At 36.2% G+C, this 19,727-nt stretch carries 15 protein-coding genes; 11 read left to right on the forward strand and 4 right to left on the reverse strand.

The window, feature by feature from the left end; translation table 11 throughout:
* Positions 1-7: 7 nt before the first annotated feature.
* From HM983_RS05025 to HM983_RS05035, 3 genes are all read right to left on the reverse strand, one after another.
* A complete protein-coding gene (locus HM983_RS05025; RefSeq protein WP_179344305.1) occupies positions 8-2,482 on the reverse strand; it encodes a beta-mannosidase in 2,475 nt (824 codons plus the stop codon).
* Positions 2,472-3,161 carry a copper homeostasis protein CutC gene (locus tag HM983_RS05030; protein ID WP_179344306.1) on the reverse strand — a complete coding sequence of 230 codons (690 nt, stop codon included), beginning with the start codon at positions 3,159-3,161 and terminating at the stop codon, positions 2,472-2,474. Before HM983_RS05030 ends, HM983_RS05025 begins: the two co-directional genes overlap by 11 nt.
* Before the next feature lie 187 nt (positions 3,162-3,348).
* Positions 3,349-5,616, reverse strand: a complete 2,268-nt coding sequence (locus HM983_RS05035) for a beta-N-acetylhexosaminidase (protein ID WP_179344307.1) — start codon at positions 5,614-5,616, stop codon at positions 3,349-3,351.
* 35 nt (positions 5,617-5,651) lie between these two features.
* Here HM983_RS05035 and HM983_RS05040 point away from each other — a divergent pair, with 35 nt between their 5' ends.
* From HM983_RS05040 to HM983_RS05050, 3 genes are read left to right on the forward strand one after another with little or no spacing between them, the layout of a single operon-like run.
* Positions 5,652-8,603, forward strand: a complete 2,952-nt coding sequence (locus HM983_RS05040; RefSeq protein WP_218841820.1) for a GH92 family glycosyl hydrolase — start codon at positions 5,652-5,654, stop codon at positions 8,601-8,603.
* Between the two features lie 20 nt (positions 8,604-8,623).
* Entirely contained in the window at positions 8,624-10,297 is a 1,674-nt protein-coding gene (locus HM983_RS05045) for an MFS transporter (RefSeq protein WP_179344308.1), read from the forward strand.
* A gap of 43 nt (positions 10,298-10,340) precedes the next feature.
* Entirely contained in the window at positions 10,341-11,336 is a 996-nt protein-coding gene (locus tag HM983_RS05050) for an isoaspartyl peptidase/L-asparaginase family protein (protein ID WP_179344309.1), read from the forward strand.
* Here HM983_RS05050 and HM983_RS05055 read toward each other — a convergent pair.
* A complete protein-coding gene (locus tag HM983_RS05055; protein WP_179344310.1) occupies positions 11,333-12,742 on the reverse strand; it encodes an aldehyde dehydrogenase family protein in 1,410 nt (469 codons plus the stop codon). The genes HM983_RS05050 and HM983_RS05055 overlap by 4 nt on opposite strands.
* Positions 12,743-13,008: 266 nt before the next feature.
* Here HM983_RS05055 and HM983_RS05060 point away from each other — a divergent pair, with 266 nt between their 5' ends.
* From HM983_RS05060 to rpsB, 8 genes are all read left to right on the forward strand, one after another.
* Positions 13,009-13,269, forward strand: a complete 261-nt coding sequence (locus HM983_RS05060) for a hypothetical protein (protein ID WP_179344311.1) — start codon at positions 13,009-13,011, stop codon at positions 13,267-13,269.
* Between the two features lie 132 nt (positions 13,270-13,401).
* Complete coding sequence (gene polA / locus HM983_RS05065; protein ID WP_179344312.1) at positions 13,402-16,257, forward strand: DNA polymerase I; 2,856 nt, start codon at positions 13,402-13,404, stop codon at positions 16,255-16,257.
* A gap of 122 nt (positions 16,258-16,379) precedes the next feature.
* A complete protein-coding gene (locus HM983_RS05070; protein ID WP_179344313.1) occupies positions 16,380-16,532 on the forward strand; it encodes a hypothetical protein in 153 nt (50 codons plus the stop codon).
* Positions 16,533-16,555: 23 nt separating this feature from the next.
* Positions 16,556-16,705 carry a hypothetical protein gene (locus HM983_RS05075; protein WP_179344314.1) on the forward strand — a complete coding sequence of 50 codons (150 nt, stop codon included), beginning with the start codon at positions 16,556-16,558 and terminating at the stop codon, positions 16,703-16,705.
* A gap of 43 nt (positions 16,706-16,748) precedes the next feature.
* Entirely contained in the window at positions 16,749-17,708 is a 960-nt protein-coding gene (locus HM983_RS05080) for an L-threonylcarbamoyladenylate synthase (RefSeq protein ID WP_179344315.1), read from the forward strand.
* A 157-nt stretch (positions 17,709-17,865) separates the two neighbouring features.
* Positions 17,866-18,321 carry a 50S ribosomal protein L13 gene (rplM, locus tag HM983_RS05085; protein WP_179344316.1) on the forward strand — a complete coding sequence of 152 codons (456 nt, stop codon included), beginning with the start codon at positions 17,866-17,868 and terminating at the stop codon, positions 18,319-18,321.
* A complete protein-coding gene (gene rpsI, locus HM983_RS05090; RefSeq protein WP_179344317.1) occupies positions 18,321-18,707 on the forward strand; it encodes a 30S ribosomal protein S9 in 387 nt (128 codons plus the stop codon). The genes rplM and rpsI overlap by 1 nt, the downstream gene beginning before the upstream one ends.
* Positions 18,708-18,879: 172 nt before the next feature.
* On the forward strand, positions 18,880-19,716 hold the full coding sequence (rpsB, locus tag HM983_RS05095) for a 30S ribosomal protein S2 (protein WP_179344318.1): 837 nt from the start codon (positions 18,880-18,882) through the stop codon (positions 19,714-19,716).
* The last annotated feature ends 11 nt before the right edge of the window (positions 19,717-19,727 follow it).

Genomic DNA, 19,727 nt, shown 5'->3' on the forward strand with positions numbered 1-19,727 from the left:
CTACAAACTATCTTATTAAATTGTTAATGCTCTTGATTCTAAAATTAACCGAATCCTTAATTTCTGTATAAAATTCAATAGCTTTTGATTGGTTAGGCAACAAGTCGAAAAAATTATCCGAAAAACGACCATTTGTTGTTGTGAAAAGAAACACATCTTTTTGAAGGGTTTTACTTGAAAATTCTATATTAAAACCATCATCAGTTTTGGTGACTTTCTTTTGAATTTCTCCTTGTTTCAGTTTTAAGTCCTTTGGTTTTACAAAGTAGAATCTGGAAGATTGATTATTGAAATTTGAAATTAAGACCGTTTCGCTTTTGTTGATTTGAACCGTATTTAAATCAAGTTGATACATTATTTCGCTTGAAGTGGGATTTGCCGTAACTTCTTTTGAATCTTCCCAAATCACGTTACCATTAAAATCCAATAATTGTAGTGAAAGTGTTCCTTGTTTTGATTCTAAATCATCATTTACAATCCATGTTTTCAAAGTATTATTTTCAACTTTTGAAGAAATCAAAACATTCTCAAAACTACGTTTAGCTTTGTAATGTAACGCTTTCCAATGGCCTAAAAAATCAATACTACTCCATGATACTGCTGGCCAGCAATCGTTGAGTTGCCAATATAGTGTTCCCATATTATAAGGCTTTGCTCTACGTTGCGCTTCAATACCTTTTGTGATGCCGTAAGCTTGCAACAGCTGACTCACGTAAACATAATCCTCAGGATTTTCAGGAACTGGAAAATCGCGTTGCATATAGTCTTCTATAATTTGAAATCCTCTGGAATGTTTTTGATGGTTTTTAAAACCTTCAGAACTTATTTCAATCGAATCACTTTGATTAATATATCGTATCGTTTCATAACTCGGAAACGACTGAAACCCAAACTCGCTCATAAAACGAGGAACGTTTTCTTCGAGATGCTCAAAAGGATAGCCATCGTGCCAAATCCACCAATCGTGTGCATCACCTTCGGTTTTGTATTTTGGATTTCCTCTGCCGTATTTAGGCGAGCTTTCCCAATAATCCGTATCGGTTAATTGCGAAACCGTATTTGGTAGAATAGAATCAAAGACCTTTAAATAGTTGTTCCAAATCTCTTCTTTTTCGGCTTCACTTCTACCAGCTTGCCAGCCCCAACGATGCCAACCTTCTGAGTTTTCGTTATTGCCACACCAAAGTGCAATTGAAGCGTGGTTTCTTAGTCTTTTGACATTGTCAATTGCTTCTTGCTGCACATTCCCTAAAAAGTCATCATCACCAAGATACATGGCACATGCAAACATAAAATCTTGCCAAACGAGGATGCCCTTTTCGTCACATAAGTCATAAAACACATCATTTTCATAAATGCCTCCTCCCCAAACCCTGAGCATATTCATATTGGCATCCACGACATCACTCAACAATTTCTCATAATCGTCGTCCTTGACCTTATTTTGAAAACTGTGTTGCGGAATGTAATTCGCACCTTTGGCAAACACTGGCACATCATTGACTTTGAAATAAAAGGATTCACCTATGCTGTCTTTTTCAGTTATTAGCTCAATAGTTCTCAATCCTTTTTTTACCGATATGCTATCTAGGATTTTATCTCCTTCTTTGACGACTAGTTTAATGTCATATAAATATGGTTTACCAAGATTGTGTGGCCACCAGCGTTTTGGATTTTTGATTTGAAAATTTGTAGCCCAAGTGTAACCTTTAAATATTTCACTTGAAGATTTGTTTTTAATACCGTTTACATAAATAATATATGTGAGATTTTTATCTAATTCGACACTAGATATTTTTTTGATATCTGCTAAAAGGTTAGAGTTTGAACTATTCAATGAGGTTTGTTTCACATAGATATCTGCAATTCTAAAATCATTCCAACCCACCAATTTAATCGGTCTCCAAATTCCGCTAGTATTCAGTTTCGGTCCCCAATCCCAACCGTACTGAAACTGTGCTTTTCGGGTAAAAATGCGATTGCCTTCGGGTAGCCCATACGGTAATTTTGCTTTTTCTGTTTCTTCATATTTTGAAGTATGATCAAACAGGATTCGAATTTCATTGTCTTCTTTAAGAAGCGATTTAACATCTATGTCCCAAGCTCTAAAGGCATTATTAGCTTTAAGAATTAAACTATCATTCAAAAACACCGAAGCATAGGTGTCGAGACCTCCAAAATTGAGTGCTATATTTTTCTTTTGAAGGGTTTCCTCGTTAATAGAAAATGTGGTTTTGTATTCCCAATCGGCTTCGGAAACCCACTGCACTTTTTCTTCGTTATTGCCAATGAATGGGTCTTCAATAAGGTCGTGATCTAATAAATCTGAAAACACATTCCCAGGAACGGTTGCAGAGCGCCATACCGAATCTGTCGTTTTTTTGAATTGCCAATTATCATTAAGCTCAATTGTAACAGGAACATCATGATTAGGCTGACAACTAAAACAAACCAATATTAAAAATAGAAAACTATATCGCATCTAAAATGGCTTTTATTTTTTGAGGGTCCGAAACGGTTAAATGTTTAGAAAACATGGAATTTTCTTGTTCTATTGTCGTTGAAGCTGACGCATGAATTTCCTTTAAACCAGCTTGTTTAAATTTAATTGCATTTTCAGAATTTACACCTCCTCCTGCTAATATTGTGATTCTTCCGTTTGCGATTCCGTTGAGTTCCTTTAGCAATTCCAGTCCTTCTTCAGCAGTAGATTGCTGACCAGAAGTCAATATTCTTTTAACTGCCATTCTAATGAGTTGCTCTAAAGCTTCTCTTGGGTTTTTAACCTCATCGAACGCACGATGAAATGTAAAATCCAATGGCTTAGATAGTTCAACCAATTCTTTTGTTCTCTTAATATCTATACTGTTATCGTCTTTTAAAACACCTGACACGATTCCGGCGCAACCTAATTCTTTGCATATCTCAATATCATGCTTCATGATTTCAAATTCATCATTGGAATACACAAAGTTTCCTCCTCTTGGCCGGATCAATACTAATACTGGAATGTTTATATTATCTATGACTTGTTTTAATAATCCATAAGATGGTGTGATTCCTCCAACACTCAATTCCTGACATAATTCTATGCGATGCGCTCCAGCTTGTTGAGCATTTTTTGCCGATTGATATGAGTTGGCGCAGATTTCTAGTTTCATAGTTACTGTCATTCCTGCGCAGGCAGGAATCTAATTATTTTCAATTTCAAAGTGGATTCCTGCCTTCGCAGGAATGACAATCGTCTCGCCACTTCGAGTGATTTCGATTTTATCGGAATTGTATCGAGAAGCAATTCTAAATGTTCTCGATACACCACGCTTTTGGCGTGGCACTCGAACTGACGTATCAATTCACAATTATCTCATCAATAAATGTCCAAGCTTTATTGCCAGCACCTTGTTTTCCTTCTGGGATGGTGCCGTAGTTTGGGATTCTCAATTTTATGGTTTTTCCTTTCAGCTCTTTTTTAAGTTTGAATTCAACTATGTTCTTATCATTAGTTTGAAGCTTAATTTTTTCGATTTCTTCTTCAACTTCGATTTCGACTTCTAAAGGCGCATAAATCCACTGCCCATTTCCGTTATAAAACCGTGTTTCAATGGAATTGATTTCCTTTTCCTCACCCAAATCAATCGTAATCTCAATATCCTCTCCCCAAAATCCCAACCATTCTTTATCACCATAACGGGAATCACTACCCCTAATGCCGTTAATCAACCCTTCTGATCCACTGCCAGAATACGCTTTATGCGGTGCTTTGTCAATAGCGATTTTTGCTCCAACAGCTTTATGAAAATTAATGCTTTGAGTGAATGTTTTTCCGAGTTGTTTATTCTCCTTAAAAACTGCTGCTTTAATCGTTGTGCTTTCAAAAATTGGTAATTGGGATTTATAAATTTTGGAATTTAAATCAGGCACACTACCATCCAAAGTATAACGAATGGTTTTGCCCTTAGTTAAGGTTTTAAGTTCATAAAAAACACTATCATTTTTTGAAACCATATAACTGTCAATCTTATATAAATGATTGGCATAATTGATATCCAACGCGTCCAATCGGTTGTGAAACTTTTCTAATCGTGCTACAAAATCCTCGTAGTTTTTGTTTTCGGGTTTTGACCAAACAACTTCGCTCATAGCAAGCATTCTTGGGAAAGCCATATACTCCACTTGGTCTTCGGTTGGCATATATTCTGTCCAAACATTGCCTTGGGCTCCCAATACATACTTTGATTCTTCTACTGTTAATTCTTCCGGAATGGGATTAAATCCATACACTTTTTCCAATGGCAAAAAGCCACCAATGGCCAAAGGTTCATCCTCATTTTCAGATTGGTAATAATCGAAATAACAGTGCGAAGTTGGTGTCATGACAACATTATGCCCAGCCTTTGCTGCTTCTACTGCTCCACTAATTCCTCTCCAAGACATTACCGTGGCATTTGGTGCAAGACCACCTTCTAGAATTTCATCCCAACCGATGATTTGTCGGCCTTTAGAATTCAAAAAGCTTTCCATTTTTGTAATAAAATAACTTTGCAATTCGTGTTCGTCTTTTAGGCCTTCTGTTTCAATTAAGGCTTGGCAGTGCTCACAATTTTTCCATCGTGTTTTTGGTGCTTCGTCGCCGCCAATATGAATGTATGTACTTGGAAACAATTCTAAAACCTCATCTAAAACGTCTTCCAGAAAAGTGAACGTCTTTTCATTCGGACAATAAATATCCTCAAAAACGCCCCATTTTGTGGCAACTTCAATTTGCTCACCTGTACAGCCTAACTCAGGATAAGCTGCAATAGCAGCTTGTGCATGGCCTGGCATTTCAATTTCTGGGATTACCGTTACAAAGCGTTTTTTAGCATAAGCGACAATAGCCTTAATTTCATCTTGAGTGTAAAATCCACCATATCGCTTACCATCAAATTGATGTGGTTGATCGCTATAATGACCTATCAGCGTTTCATCTCTATAAGCCGAAATTTCCTGTAATTTTGGATATTTTTTAATCTCAATTCGCCAGCCTTGGTCGTCTGTTAGGTGCCAGTGAAAGGTGTTCATTTTTAACATAGCCAAGGCATCGATATATTTTTTAATGAACTCTACCGAAAACATATGGCGAGACACATCCAAGTGCATGCCTCTATATTGAAATTGTGGATAATCCCTTATTATAGTTGCTGATATAGCGATGTCTTTCCCTTTAAATTTACCTGTTTCAAATTCGGCAGGTAATAATTGCCTCAAACTTTGTACTGCATAAAATGCGCCTTGAGCAGTGGCAGCACTGATTTCTATATGTATTGGGTTGACTTCAATCCTATAGCCTTCAGGATTTGAAATGGCGGAATCCTTAACAAAATTAATTCTGTTTTCGACTCCCTTTGCTCTTTTCAATCCTGGTTTTAGAAATTCCGAAAGAAAATTTCCGGCAATACTAAATTCATCTTCAAAATGTATGGTGGTTTCAGATGATAACACAAACTGACCATCTCTAAATTCTTGATTTACAGGCGCAGGAATTAGTAATGCGTTGGCTGTTTCAACTTCATATTCAACACAACCAAAAATGAACTTTGATAAAAGTAAAATGAAGGCGATTTTCTTGAAATGCATTTTAGTATATTAGTTGCATTAAAATTAGCAATCTTTTGAAGAATCCTAAACTTATTTCGGCTTTCCTTGTCATCGCTCTCTTTTTTAGTTGCGAAGAAAAAACAGAAATTCCACCTGCCGAAAAAGACCAGCCACTTATAAATTACGTCAACACATTCATCGGAACTGGTGGTCACGGCCACACGTATCCTGGTGCAACGCTGCCTTTTGGGATGATGCAACTGAGTCCAGATACACGATTAGAAGGTTGGGATGGATGCTCTGGCTATCATTATTCAGACGAATATATTTACGGTTTTTCGCATACACATCTTAGCGGAACAGGAATTAGCGATTATGGTGATGTGTTGTTGATGCCAACCAACGAAACCAATTTTAATAATGGTGCAGATGGTAAAAAAGGGTATCGTGCGTACTTTTCTCACGAGAATGAAACTGCCGAACCTGGCTATTACAAAGTGCATTTAGATTCGACAAATATTGATGTGGAACTGACGGTTTCTTTGCGAAGTGGCATTCATAAATACCAATTTCCATCTGTTGAAAATCAATATGTGGTTTTAGATTTGGACCATCGTGATAAGGTTCTGGACCATAAAATCAACAAGTTGAATGACTATGAAATCAATGGCCTCAGACATTCTTCGGCTTGGGCTAAAGACCAGCGTTTATTTTACCATATTAAGTTTTCGCATCCTATTAAAGACATTGTTTACGAGGACAACGATGGCACAGCTATTTCTAAAAATTATAAGTTCGAAAGTAAAAAAGCCGTACTACTTTTTGAAAATCCCAATAACGAACCCATTCTTGTAAAAACAGGAATTTCAGCCGTTGACGAGAAAGGTGCTCGTGAAAATTTAGAAGCTGAAATCGGAAACAAAGATTTTGAAACCGTTAAAAAAGAAGCTCAAGACTATTGGGAAACCCAGCTTGAAAAAATAGTCATTGAAAGCGATGAATTGAATAAGAAAACTAACTTTTACACGGCATTATACCATACAATGCTTGCACCAAATCGCTATCAAGATGTGGATGGCCGCTATAGAGGTATGGACCTAGAAATTCATAATGCTGATTTTGATTATTACACGGTATTCTCACTTTGGGACACTTACAGAGCTGCACATCCGCTTTATACGATTATTGAACAAGAAAGAACAAATCATTTCATCAACACGTTTTTAGCAAAATATGATGAAGGTGGCATTATGCCAATGTGGGATTTGGCGGGAAATTACACGGATTGTATGATTGGTTATCACGCTGTTCCTGTTGTGGCAGATGCATATTTAAAGGGTATTCGAAATTATGATATTGACAAAGCTTTTGAGGCGATGAAACATTCGGCAACACGAGATAAATTCGGGCTGGAAGCTTATAAAGAATATGGCTTTATTCCCGTGGACGAGGAAAGCGAATCCGTTTCCAAAACCTTGGAATATGCCTATGACGATTGGACCATTGCGCAAATGGCAAAAGATATGGGCAAAACTGAAGATTATAAAAACTACATTCAACGAGCGCAGTATTACAAAAATGTGTTTGACCCAGAGACGAAATTTATGCGAGGTCGTTTTAGGAACACCTGGTTTGCACCTTTTGACCCTTACGAAGTCAACTTTAACTATACTGAAGCCAATTCATGGCAGTACAGTTTTTATGTGCCACAAGATGTTTCAGGATTTATAGATTTGCTTGGTGGTAAAGACCAATTGGAAGCACAATTAGACGAGTTATTTTCGGCAAAGACAGAAACTTCGGGTAGAGACCAGTCTGATATTACAGGTTTGATTGGGCAATATGCCCATGGAAATGAGCCTAGTCATCATATGGCTTACCTCTATAATTTTGTGAATAAACCACATAAAACTCAAGAAAAAGTCCATCAGATTTTAACTGAATTGTATAAAAATGATCCTGATGGAGTTTCTGGAAATGAAGACTGTGGGCAGATGAGTGCTTGGTACGTATTGAGTTCAATGGGATTTTATTCGGTAACACCTGGAAGTAATGAATACATTATCGGGACACCTTTGTTTGAAAAAGCAACTATTAATTTAGAAAATGGAAAACAATTTAATATTATCGCCAAAAATGTAAGTGATACAAACAAGTATGTTGAATACGTAAAACTAAATGGAAAGGATTTAGACGTTACTTTTATAACACACGATGACATTGCTTCTGGTGGTACATTGGAATTTAAAATGACGGACAATCCAGCAGTTTGGGGAAGCCGAGAAGGCCAAGAGCCAAAAACGGAAATTATCGAACATCTCATCTTACCTACGCCATATATTGAAAAAGGAGATATTACCTTTAGAGGTGAAACTGAAGTGGTTTTGAATACTTCAGAAAAAGATGCAAAAATTTACTATGCTGTTAATGGTGCAGATTTCGAAATTTATAAAGAACCTTTTAAAATTTCAGAAGATGCAAAAGTAAAGTTGTATTCAGAAAAGGGAGATTTAAAAAGTCCGATCTTAACAACTCCATTTTATAAGATAGACCCAAACCTCAGCATTACTTTAGAAAGTGAGTTTGCCAATCAGTATTCCGCTGGCGGAAATGATGCACTGATTGATGGGATTAGAAGTACGAAGAATTATAGAACTGGTAGCTGGCAAGGTTATCATGATACCGATTTGGTGGCGACTGTGGATTTAGGTTCTCAAAAAGAAATCTCTACTGTTAGTGTTAACTTTCTACAAGACCAAGGCGCATGGATATTTTATCCTACTGAAGTGCAATGTCTGGTTTCAAAAGACGGTAAAAATTATTCCGCTCTATCAACCCAAAAGATTGATGCTTCAAAACGTAATAGCGAACTTGAAATTAAAACTGTAGAATTTAAAATTCCAAAAACAGAATATAAATACGTAAAAATCATTGCCAAGAAATTAGGCGAGCTACCCGAATGGCATTTGGGTTACCCAATGGATGGGAGAAGCTGGATTTTTGTGGATGAAATTTCGATTAATTAAACTAACTAACAACTAATAAAATGAGTAATCAAAACAACAAATCTGCCTTAGCGACTTTATGCACGGTTTTCTTTTTTTGGGGATTTATAGCAGCATCAAACGGCGTATTTATTCCTTTTTGTAAAACCTATTTTAACATAGACCAATTTCAATCACAATTGGTGGATTTTGCGTTTTATGGAGCTTATTACATTGGAGCGCTACTACTATTTATAATGTCTGGTTCTATTAAAAAAGATATTATGAATAATTGGGGCTACAAAAATGGAATTATTTATGGTCTGCTGTTATCAGCGATTGGTGCATTCGTCATGTATCCTGCAACAGCAGGTGCTGAACAGGGTCAAACAAGTGTTTTTTATTTAGTACTTATAGCTTATTTTATAGTCGCATTGGGTTTTTCATTGCAACAAACCGCAGCCAATCCCTTCGCCATTGCCCTAGGAGACCCTAAAACAGGGTCACATCGATTGAATTTAGCTGGAGGCATCAACTCATTTGGAACAACCATTGGACCCATCGTGGTAAGCTTGGTGATATTCGGTTCCGCCTCATGGAGTACAGATGAATTAGCATCTATGATTTCCAATAACGAAATTTCATTAGTAACCGTACAAACCCTTTATTTAGGTGTAGGTGCATTGTTTTTGGTTGCAGCAGCCCTATTTTACTTCTCAAAAAAATTACCATCCCTCAAATCGGAAACAGTTTTTGAACCAGCCAATAAAGCACGAAATTTACTGGTGCTTTTAACCGTGGTTATTATTGGTTGTTTTGGCTATATTTTCAGTACGTATTCTGGTGGTGAAATTGCTTCGGAATCCTTAGAAAACACACGATTAATTGTATTGTTTATAGCCCTTTTTGCCGTAATTGTAGCTGTTTTTGTGGCGAATTCCAGTGCCTCAAAAAATCCTGAAGGTTGGGGAGCCATGAAATATCCGCAATTGGTGTTGGGCATGCTCGCGATTTTTATGTACGTTGGTGTGGAAGTGACCATAGGCAGTAATTTGGGCGAACTCTTAAAACAAGATGTTGATGGAACAGGTTCAAATTTATTAGGTTTGCCTGTATTGAACGATTCGCAACTCGGTATTTATATTTCTATGTATTGGGGCGGATTGATGATTGGCCGTTGGGTTGGTGCCATAACCGTTTTTAACCCAAGTAAAGGTTTGAAAAAAGTATTGCTGATTTTGGTACCTTATGTAGCATTCGGAGTTATTCTTGCCGTAAATTACATCGCTGGCAATGAATTTTCCAGTAAAGAAATTCTATTCTTCGCCATCTGCATTGCTGTTCAGATTGCTGGATTTTTTATCGCAAAAGACAATCCCGTACAAACACTCAAAGTATTCAGTTTATTAGGTGTCATTGCTATGCTTATTGGATTATTTTCATCTGGAAATGTTGCACTCTTCGCCTTTTTATCTGGAGGATTATTCTGTTCAATTATGTGGCCTTGTATCTTTACCTTGAGTATTGCAGGTCTCGGAAAATATACGTCTCAAGGTTCGGCGTTTTTAATTATGATGATTCTCGGTGGAGCTATCATTCCGCCTGTACAAGGGAAATTGGCTGATGTGTTTACGATTCAATCATCGTATTGGATTGCTGTAGGCTGTTTTATTTATTTGTTGTTTTATGCGTTTAGGACTAAAACGGTTTTGGATAAACAAGGAGTGGAATATTAATTTAGGATTTCCGCCTTCGCGGAAACGTACAATCAACTTTTCGATGAAACGACGTAAATTCATAAAAAATACTTCATTAACAGGCATTGGATTGGCTGTTGGTGCTTCAGCCTTAAATTGTAAAGAAAATAAAACTGAAAAGTCTAATCATATGATTTCAACTAAAAACACACTTCCAAAAGCCATTTGCACTTGGGGATTTGTACGTGCCAACGCCAAAGCTGGTGAAGAACTCGCAAAAGGCGCCAAAGCCTTAGACGCTGCCATTGCAGGAGTGGAAGTCGAAGAAGAAAATCTCAAAAATACAACGGTTGGCAAAGGGGGTGCGCCCGACCGTGAAGGTAACGTGACACTAGATGCATGTGTTATGGATAGCGATGGAGATTGCGGAGCAGTAGTTTGTGTTGAGAATATTACAAATGTAGCCTTATTGGCAAAAAAGGTAATGGAAGACACACCCCACGTTATGTTAGCAGGAGAAGGTGCTGAAGAATTTGCCTATTCTCAAGGTTTTGAAAAAGAAAACCTACTCACGGAAGATTCAAAAAAAGCCTGGGAAGAATGGAAAAAATCACCAGAATATAAACCCATAATCAACATTGAAAACCACGATACCATAGGAATGCTTTGCATCGATAAAGATGGAGATATTGCTGGAGCATGCACAACATCTGGTTTATCCTATAAAATGAAAGGTCGTGTTGGGGATTCGCCAATAATCGGTTCGGGTTTGTTTATCGATAACGAAATTGGTGGTGCAGTTGCCACAGGAATGGGTGAAGAAGTTATGAAAACAGTTGGCAGTTTTCTGATTGTCGAATTAATGCGAAATGGTATGAGTCCGCAAGAAGCTTGCGAGGAAGCTGTTAAACGAATTGTATCTAAAAACGATAGGTATAAAGACTTTCAAATCGCCTATATTGCCATGGATAAAGCAGGTAATGTTGGTGCCTATTGTATTCATGAAGGCTTTACCTATATGAATTATGAAGATAGTACTAATAAAAATGTAAAGGTGGATTTTTACAACAAAGCTTAAAACCATTTAATAGTCAACCGAGCCAACTTCTCTTTAAAATCGGTATAAGGTGGAAACAATAATTCTGTTACACCAAATGTATGTTGCTTGATTACTGCACGTTTATTGCTGAAAGCTTCAAATCCATAAAATCCGTGACTTTTACCGATACCACTATTATTAATACCACCAAAAGGTAAATTATGATTGGTATATTGGATAATTGTATTATTAATACAAGTTCCACCTGCTCTTGTATTATTTATGATTTTGTCTGTATTCGATTTACTCTTGCTAAAAATATATAAAGCCAACGGTCGCTCTTTAGAATTGATATAACTAATTGCCATATCCAAACTCTCATAAGTGACAATAGGTAAAATTGGGCCAAAAATTTCTTCTTCCAAAAGCGCTGCTTCAGGTTTTAAATCTGAAATGATAGTAGGTTCAATATATTTTGAACTGGCATCACTCTTTCCTCCAACTTCAAATTTAGCATTCAGTTTTTGAGCATTTTCAAGATAGCTATTCAACCTTTCAAAATGGTTGTCGGTTACAATTCTGCCATAGGAATTTGAGTCTTTTGGATTATTTTGAAAGAAATGTTGCAACCATTTTTTACAAGCTTGAATAAATTCTGACTTTATCGATTGATCAATCAACACATAATCAGGGCAAATACAAATCTGACCGGCATTAAGGAATTTTCCCCACATTATTTTTTTCGCTGCTTTGTCGATATTTGCTGTTTTGTCGATTACAGTGGGTGATTTTCCTCCAAGCTCTAAAGTCACTGAAGTAAGATGTTTTGATGCAGCTTCCATCACTATTTTACCAACTTTGGGAGAACCCGTAAAAAAGATATGGTTAAATGGTAGTTTCAATAGTTCCGTAGACGTCTCAACTTCACCTTCTACTAGAGCTACTTCATCATCTTTAAAAACGTCAGACACAATTTTTGCCATGAGAGCAGAGGAATTTGGCGTCATTTCCGAAGGTTTTATGATTGCGGTATTTCCTGCCGCTATTGCCGAAACCAAAGGTCCAAAGGTTAAGTTGAAAGGGAAATTCCAAGGAGAAATTATTAGACAAACCCCTTTAGACTCGTATTTTATATATGAACTTGAACCCAACATTGATACAGGAGTACTCACTTTTTGATTTCGCATCCATTTGTGCAAACAGGTTTTGGTGTGTTTTATATCACCTAATATGGCATAGATTTCTGTGAGCTCTGATTCTAATTTAGGCTTACCCAAATCATCTTTTAAAGCTTTATGAATGTCGTTTCTGTAAGTGACCTCAATTGCTTTTTTAAGTCGGTTTAAGATTTTTATTCTTTCATCGTAACTAGTTTTCCCAACCGTTATAAGATTGGACTGTTGTTTTAAAAACAGTTCTTTATATGTATTTTCTATATAGTCCATAATTTGTTGTGACTGTTTGGCTGAAGTGTTGATAGCATTTCATCGATAGTATTGTTATGTACATGTATTTCAGACATTTACATCTCTTATTTACATTTAAAAACAACGGTTTTATTGGGCTGACAATCCATTTTGTGTATTTCATCGATGTTTTTTACCAACCGATGTCACTTATCTAATTATCGGCTTGTTTCATCTAAAAATTTCATTCACATTAAATATCCGCCGTTTCTTTGACTCGAAGTTAAAACAAATATGCTTCAATTATGAAAAAAGGTTTAATCATTATCGCATTCTTAACGTTCTCTCTAGCAGGTTTTGCTCAGGAAGCCACAGTTGCGACAAATGACACTAACTTAGTTGAAACTGTAAAGACAGAACAGCCAGAAGCTAAAAAAGCTACTATATCTGCTGAAACGAAAGCGAAAGTTTTAAAATTAAACCACAAGAAAAGTAACGAAATCATAAGTATCAAGGCTTACCGTAAGAGTTTACATATTAAAGTAAAAACCGTAAAGCTTTGCTAATAAAATTAATGTGCTATTAATCATAAAAAGCCGAAACGTCTGTTTCGGCTTTTTTTATTCTATATTTTAAAATCACTTTCTTCATTTCGAATTTTAAGTTTCGTAGTTTTATAAACTTCAAAACTAATATTCATGTCAGACCAAAAACGTCTCTTTCTTGTCGATGCTTACGCACTTATTTTCCGCGGTTACTACGCTTTTATCAAAAATCCTAGAATCAATTCTAAAGGCCAAGATACCTCAGCTATTATGGGTTTTATGAACTCATTACTAGATGTCATTAAACGTGAGCGACCAGACCATTTAGCAGTTTGTTTTGATAAAGGAGGGAGTGTTGACCGTGTTGAGATGTTTGAGGAATATAAAGCAAATAGAGATGAGACACCAGAAGGTATTACTTCTGCAATTCCACATATTTGCAACATCCTAGAGGCAATGCATATTCCAATTATGGTGAAAGAAGGTTTTGAAGCAGATGATGTTATTGGAACACTTTCCAGACAAGCTGAGAAAGAAGGTTATAAGACCTTTATGGTAACACCAGACAAGGATTTTGCACAATTGGTTACCGATAATATTTTTATGTACCGACCAGTTTTTGGTGGTGGTTATGAAACATGGGGAATTCCCGAGGTTCAGAAAAAATTTGAGGTGGAAACGCCAATGCAGGTCATTGATTTTTTGGGCATGATGGGAGATTCATCTGATAATATTCCAGGCCTGCCTGGTGTAGGTGAAAAAACAGCTAAAAAGTTCATTAAGCAATTTGCCAGCATGGAAGGTTTGTTAGAAAACACTGACCAGCTGAAAGGCAAAATGAAGGAAAAAATTGAAGCCAATAAAGAACTTGGCTTACTCTCAAAAAAACTGGCTACAATAATGCTTGATGTTCCGGTTGAATTCAATGCCAAGGATTTTGAACTCGACCATCCAGATGTTGAAAAAGTAAAAGAAATATTTCAGGAATTGGAATTTAGAAGACTTCTCGATAATTTTTTAAAGACGTTTGCACCTCAGGATGAATCGGTATCAAATTCAACTTCAAAAACCGAAAAGCCAAAACCGACGGCTTCATTAAAAGAAAAGAAGTCAGCAGGTGCAGGTCAATTCTCATTATTCGGCACTTCGGCTACGGTCAGTGACAAAGACCCAGAGAATGCTTCAGAATTTGAAAGAAAAACCATAGCCAACACCTCACATTTTTACCAAAGTGTAGCGTCAGGCATGGCAACGAAATTATTTCTTAAAAACTTGATGAACCAAACTTCGGTTTGTTTTGATACGGAAACGACCGGCTTAAATCCAATAACAGCCGAATTGGTCGGAATCGCCTTTTCGTGGGAAGCTGGCAAAGGTTTTTATGTTCCTTTTCCTGAGGATAAAAATGAAGCTCAAGAATTAATCGAAATTCTTAGACCATTTTTTGAAAGTGAAGACATCGAGAAGATCGGTCAGAATTTAAAATATGACATCAAGGTTTTAGCCAAATACAATATTGAAGTCCGAGGTAAACTCTTTGATACCATGTTGGCGCATTACCTCATTAATCCAGACATGCGTCACAATATGGATGTTTTGGCAGAGACATACCTCAACTACACACCTGTTTCCATCACGGAACTCATTGGCAAAAAAGGAAAAAATCAACTTTCAATGCGAGATGTGGATTTAGAAAAGCAAACCGAATATGCGGTTGAGGATGCAGACATCACTCTTCAACTTAAAAAGCATTTTGAAAAAGAACTCGGCGAAGCCAATACACAAAAACTGTTTGATGAGATGGAAATTCCATTATTGCGAGTATTAGCAGATATGGAATTGGAAGGCATTAACTTAGATAAAGACTTTCTGAACTCACTTTCTGAAGAATTGAATAATGATATTGCTAAACTTGAAAAAAGCATTTACGAAGCTGCTGAAGAAGAATTTAACATTGCTTCACCAAAGCAGTTAGGCGTAATTTTATTTGAAAAAATGAAATTGGTCGATAAGCCCAAAAAGACCAAAACCGGTCAATATTCTACAGCTGAAGATGTGTTAAGTTATTTAGCCAAAGACCACGAGATTATTCAACAAGTTTTGGATTATCGTGGACTTGCAAAATTGAAAAGCACTTATGTTGATGCGTTGCCTTTGCAAGTTGAAGAAAGCACAGGTCGCGTTCACACAGACTATATGCAAACCGTTGCTGCGACAGGCCGTTTAAGTAGTAACAATCCAAATTTACAGAACATCCCAATAAGAACGGAGCGTGGTCGTCAAGTGAGAAAAGCGTTTGTGCCAAGAAATGAAGATTATACATTATTAGCTGCGGATTATTCTCAAATTGAATTGAGAATCATTGCCGCATTAAGCGAAGAAGAAACCATGATAGAAGCATTTCAAAATGGTGAGGATATTCACGCTTCAACAGCTTCAAAAGTTTTTAATGTTCCTATTATTGAGGTTACTCGTGAACAACGTAGCAATGCAAAGACTGTAAACTTTGGAATAATTTATGGTGTTTCGGCATTTGGTCTAAGTAACCAAACGGACTTGTCTCGTGGAGAATCCAAGGAACTCATTGACACATACTACCAAACCTATCCAAAACTACGAAACTTCATCCATGAGCAAGTAGATTTTGCCCGTGATAATGGTTATGTACAAACGGTTTTGGGTCGTCGCCGCTATTTGAAAGATATTAATTCCAGAAACGCTGTGGTACGTGGTGCCGCTGAGCGAAATGCCGTAAACGCACCAATACAAGGTAGTGCTGCGGATATTATTAAAATCGCAATGATTAATATTTTTAACAAACTTAAATCCAGTAACTATAAATCTAAAATGCTGCTGCAGGTCCATGATGAATTGGTTTTTGACATATACAAACCAGAACTCGAAGACATGAAAAAGCTTATAAAATCTGAAATGGAAAATGCTTATAAATTATCAGTTCCTTTAGATGTAGATTTGGATATTGGTGACAATTGGTTGGAAGCGCATTGATTTCAAAAATCATTAAAATATATAATGGTTGATTTTTAAATAAGTCAACCATTTTTTGTTTTAAGCAAAACATTATTAGTGATTAGCCCTAAATTGTAAGTGAAACCAAAATTTAAAATATCATGGGAACAAACGATAAAAAAAACGACAAAGAAGAAAATAACGAAACAAGTATTGCCGAAACTGCAATAAATAAGAAAGAAGTTGATGGTAGAGATATTAATCATCAACAGAAAGAGCGCAGAGAGATTCATCAACCAAGAGATAACGCCTAATAATTAATTGATAAAATAAAAATATGATCATTACAAAACTATTAGGACTTTCAACCGTATTTACAAAAAGTAAAAAAGCCAAACTTGCCATTTTAGGAATAGAAATGGTAATTCTTGGTGTTGCTCTTTACAATCAGAAACAGGAAAAGAAAAATAAACGACTGAATTCTTAAAGCTAAATGATTTTGAAGTAATTTTGCAATTATCATTTATATAATGAGCATTATTTCAAAAGATATTTCTAAAGCTGTTTCACTTTTAAATGAAGAAGAAATTGTAGCAATTCCCACTGAGACCGTATATGGTCTTGCTGGGAATATTTATTCAGAAAAAGCCATTAAAGCAATTTTTGAAACAAAGCAACGTCCGTTTTTCAATCCGCTGATTGTTCACATTTCTTCGGTAAATTATTTATCTACAATTGCTGAAGATATTTCCGAAAAGGCCAATAATCTAGCTGAGGCGTTTTGGCCAGGACCATTAACGATGGTATTAAAAAAGAAAAATACGATTCCGGAGTTAATTACCGCTGGAAAAGATACCGTTGCAATAAGAATCCCAAACCATCCTGTAACACTAGAATTATTAGACCAACTAGACTTTCCTTTAGCTGCTCCAAGTGCGAACCCGTTTAGCAGTATCAGCCCAACAACAGCACAACATGTTGAGGATTATTTTGGTGGTAAAATTAAAATGGTTTTAGATGGTGGTGCCTGTAGGAGCGGTATAGAATCTACAATTGTAGGCTTTGAAAATGATGAACCAATTATTTACAGATTAGGCTCAACCTCTGTTGAAGCTATTGAAAACGTGTTAGGTAAGATTCAAATAAAAAATAGAAAAAACAATCAACCTGACGCTCCTGGCATGTTGTCAAAACATTATGCACCTAAGTGCAAGTTAATTTTATCCGAAGATATCTCGGAAACGCTTCAGAATTATAAGAAACAAAAAACAGGAGTTTTAGCTTTTCAAAACAAAATAATCGATAGACATATCTTTTCCCAAATTATACTTTCTGAAAACGGCAACTTAGAAGAAGCAGCAACCAATCTTTACGATGCAATGCATCAATTAGATAAACAAGATTTAGATCTTATTATTGCTGAAAAATTTCCTGATTACGGACTAGGTAAATCTATTAATGACCGTTTGGAACGTGCTACAAAAAATTAAAGAGGATAATACTTTTTAAAACTACTGATTTCTAGACCAAAAATATATTACACAACGTTTGGTAATCAAATAGTTTATCGTAAATTTGCAAACTCTTTTTCGGAAGAGGAATGTATAATCTTTTACGCTGTGAAGCGTAATATTAAATCAAATTAGTGTGGACACATTAAGCTACAAAACAGTTTCTGCTAACAAAGCTACCGTTAATAAGGAGTGGGTTTTAGTTGATGCTGAAGGACAAACTTTAGGTCGCCTAGCTTCAAGAGTAGCAATACTTTTAAGAGGTAAGCACAAACCTAATTTTACGCCACACGTTGATTGCGGTGACAATGTAATAGTTGTTAATGCAGAAAAAATCAACTTAACTGGTAACAAATGGACAGATAAAAGTTATATCCGTCACACAGGTTATCCAGGTGGACAAAAAAGTCTGACTGCTACTGAAATGTTTGAGAAAGACCCAACCAGATTAGTAGAAAAGTCAGTAAAAGGAATGTTACCTAAAAATAAATTAGGTGCAGCTCTTTTTAGAAATTTAACTGTTGTTTCTGGTACAGAGCACGCTCACGCAGCTCAAAAACCAAAGACAATGAAATTAAACGAAATTAACTAATGGAAGTAATTCACAAAATTGGCCGTAGAAAGACGGCTGTTGCTCGTGTGTACGTTGCCAAAGGAAAAGGCAACATCACGGTGAACAAAAAAGACATGGCGGAATACTTTACTACTGGAACACTTCAGTATAAAGTAAACCAACCTTTAGCCTTGACTAACAATGATGGCAACTTTGATATTACTGTTAACGTATATGGAGGTGGTATCACCGGCCAGGCAGAAGCAATACGTTTAGGCCTTTCTCGTGCAATGTGCGAGTTAGATCCTGAAAACAGAACGATATTAAAGCCAGAAGGTCTATTGACTAGAGATCCAAGAATGGTAGAGCGTAAGAAATTCGGACAGAAGAAAGCGCGTAAGAAATTCCAGTTCTCTAAACGTTAATATCCAACAACATTTAATTCAGAACTTGAGTGATCAAGTTCTGAATTATCTTATTTTATTGAAAAGATTCTGAAATGAGTTCAGAATTAAAAGTTTAGCATCTAAATGGTTAAGGCGAGCAAAAGCAACCACTTAATCATTGCTAATTTAACAGAACGTAAACTATTAAAACATGGAAAAAGTAGAAGTAAAAGAACTACTCGATGCAGGTGTACACTTCGGTCACCTCACACGTAAGTGGAACCCAAATATGGCTCCTTACATTTATATGGAACGTAACGGTATCCATATCATTAACCTTTACAAAACAGCAGCTAAAATTAAGGAAACTTCTGAAGCATTAAGCAAAATTGCTGCATCAGGAAAGAAAATTTTATTTGTTGCAACAAAGAAACAAGCTAAAGACATCGTTGCAGAAAAAGCAGGTGCTGTAAACCAACCTTATATTACTGAGCGTTGGCCAGGTGGAATGCTAACTAACTTCGTCACAATTAGAAAAGCTGTTAAAAAAATGGCCTCTATTGACAGAATGAAGAAGGATGGCACATTCAATTCTTTATCTAAGAAAGAGCGTTTACAAGTAGATCGTTTGCGTGCTAAGTTAGAAAAGAACTTAGGATCTATCTCTGATATGACACGTTTGCCAGGTGCTTTATTTGTAGTAGATATAATGCGTGAGCACATCGCCATTAAAGAAGCTCAAAAATTGAATATTCCAATCTTTGCAATGGTAGATACTAACTCCGATCCACGTGAGGTAGATTATCTAATACCGTCAAACGATGATGCTTCAAAATCTATTGATAAAATTTTATCTATCGTAACATCTGCTGTAGCAGACGGATTAAACGAAAGAAAAGCTGAAAAAGCAGACAAAGAAGCAAAAACAGCTAAAAAATCTGAAACAAAGAAGAAAGACAACAAAAAGTCAGATGATAAAAAAGCTGAAGCTAAAGCTAAACCAGCAGCTAAAAAAGCAGCTGTAGCAACATCTGAAGAAGAAGAATAAATAACATTTAG

The sequence above is a fragment of the Winogradskyella ursingii genome (genome assembly GCF_013403975.1).
Lineage (GTDB): Bacteria > Bacteroidota > Bacteroidia > Flavobacteriales > Flavobacteriaceae > Winogradskyella > Winogradskyella ursingii.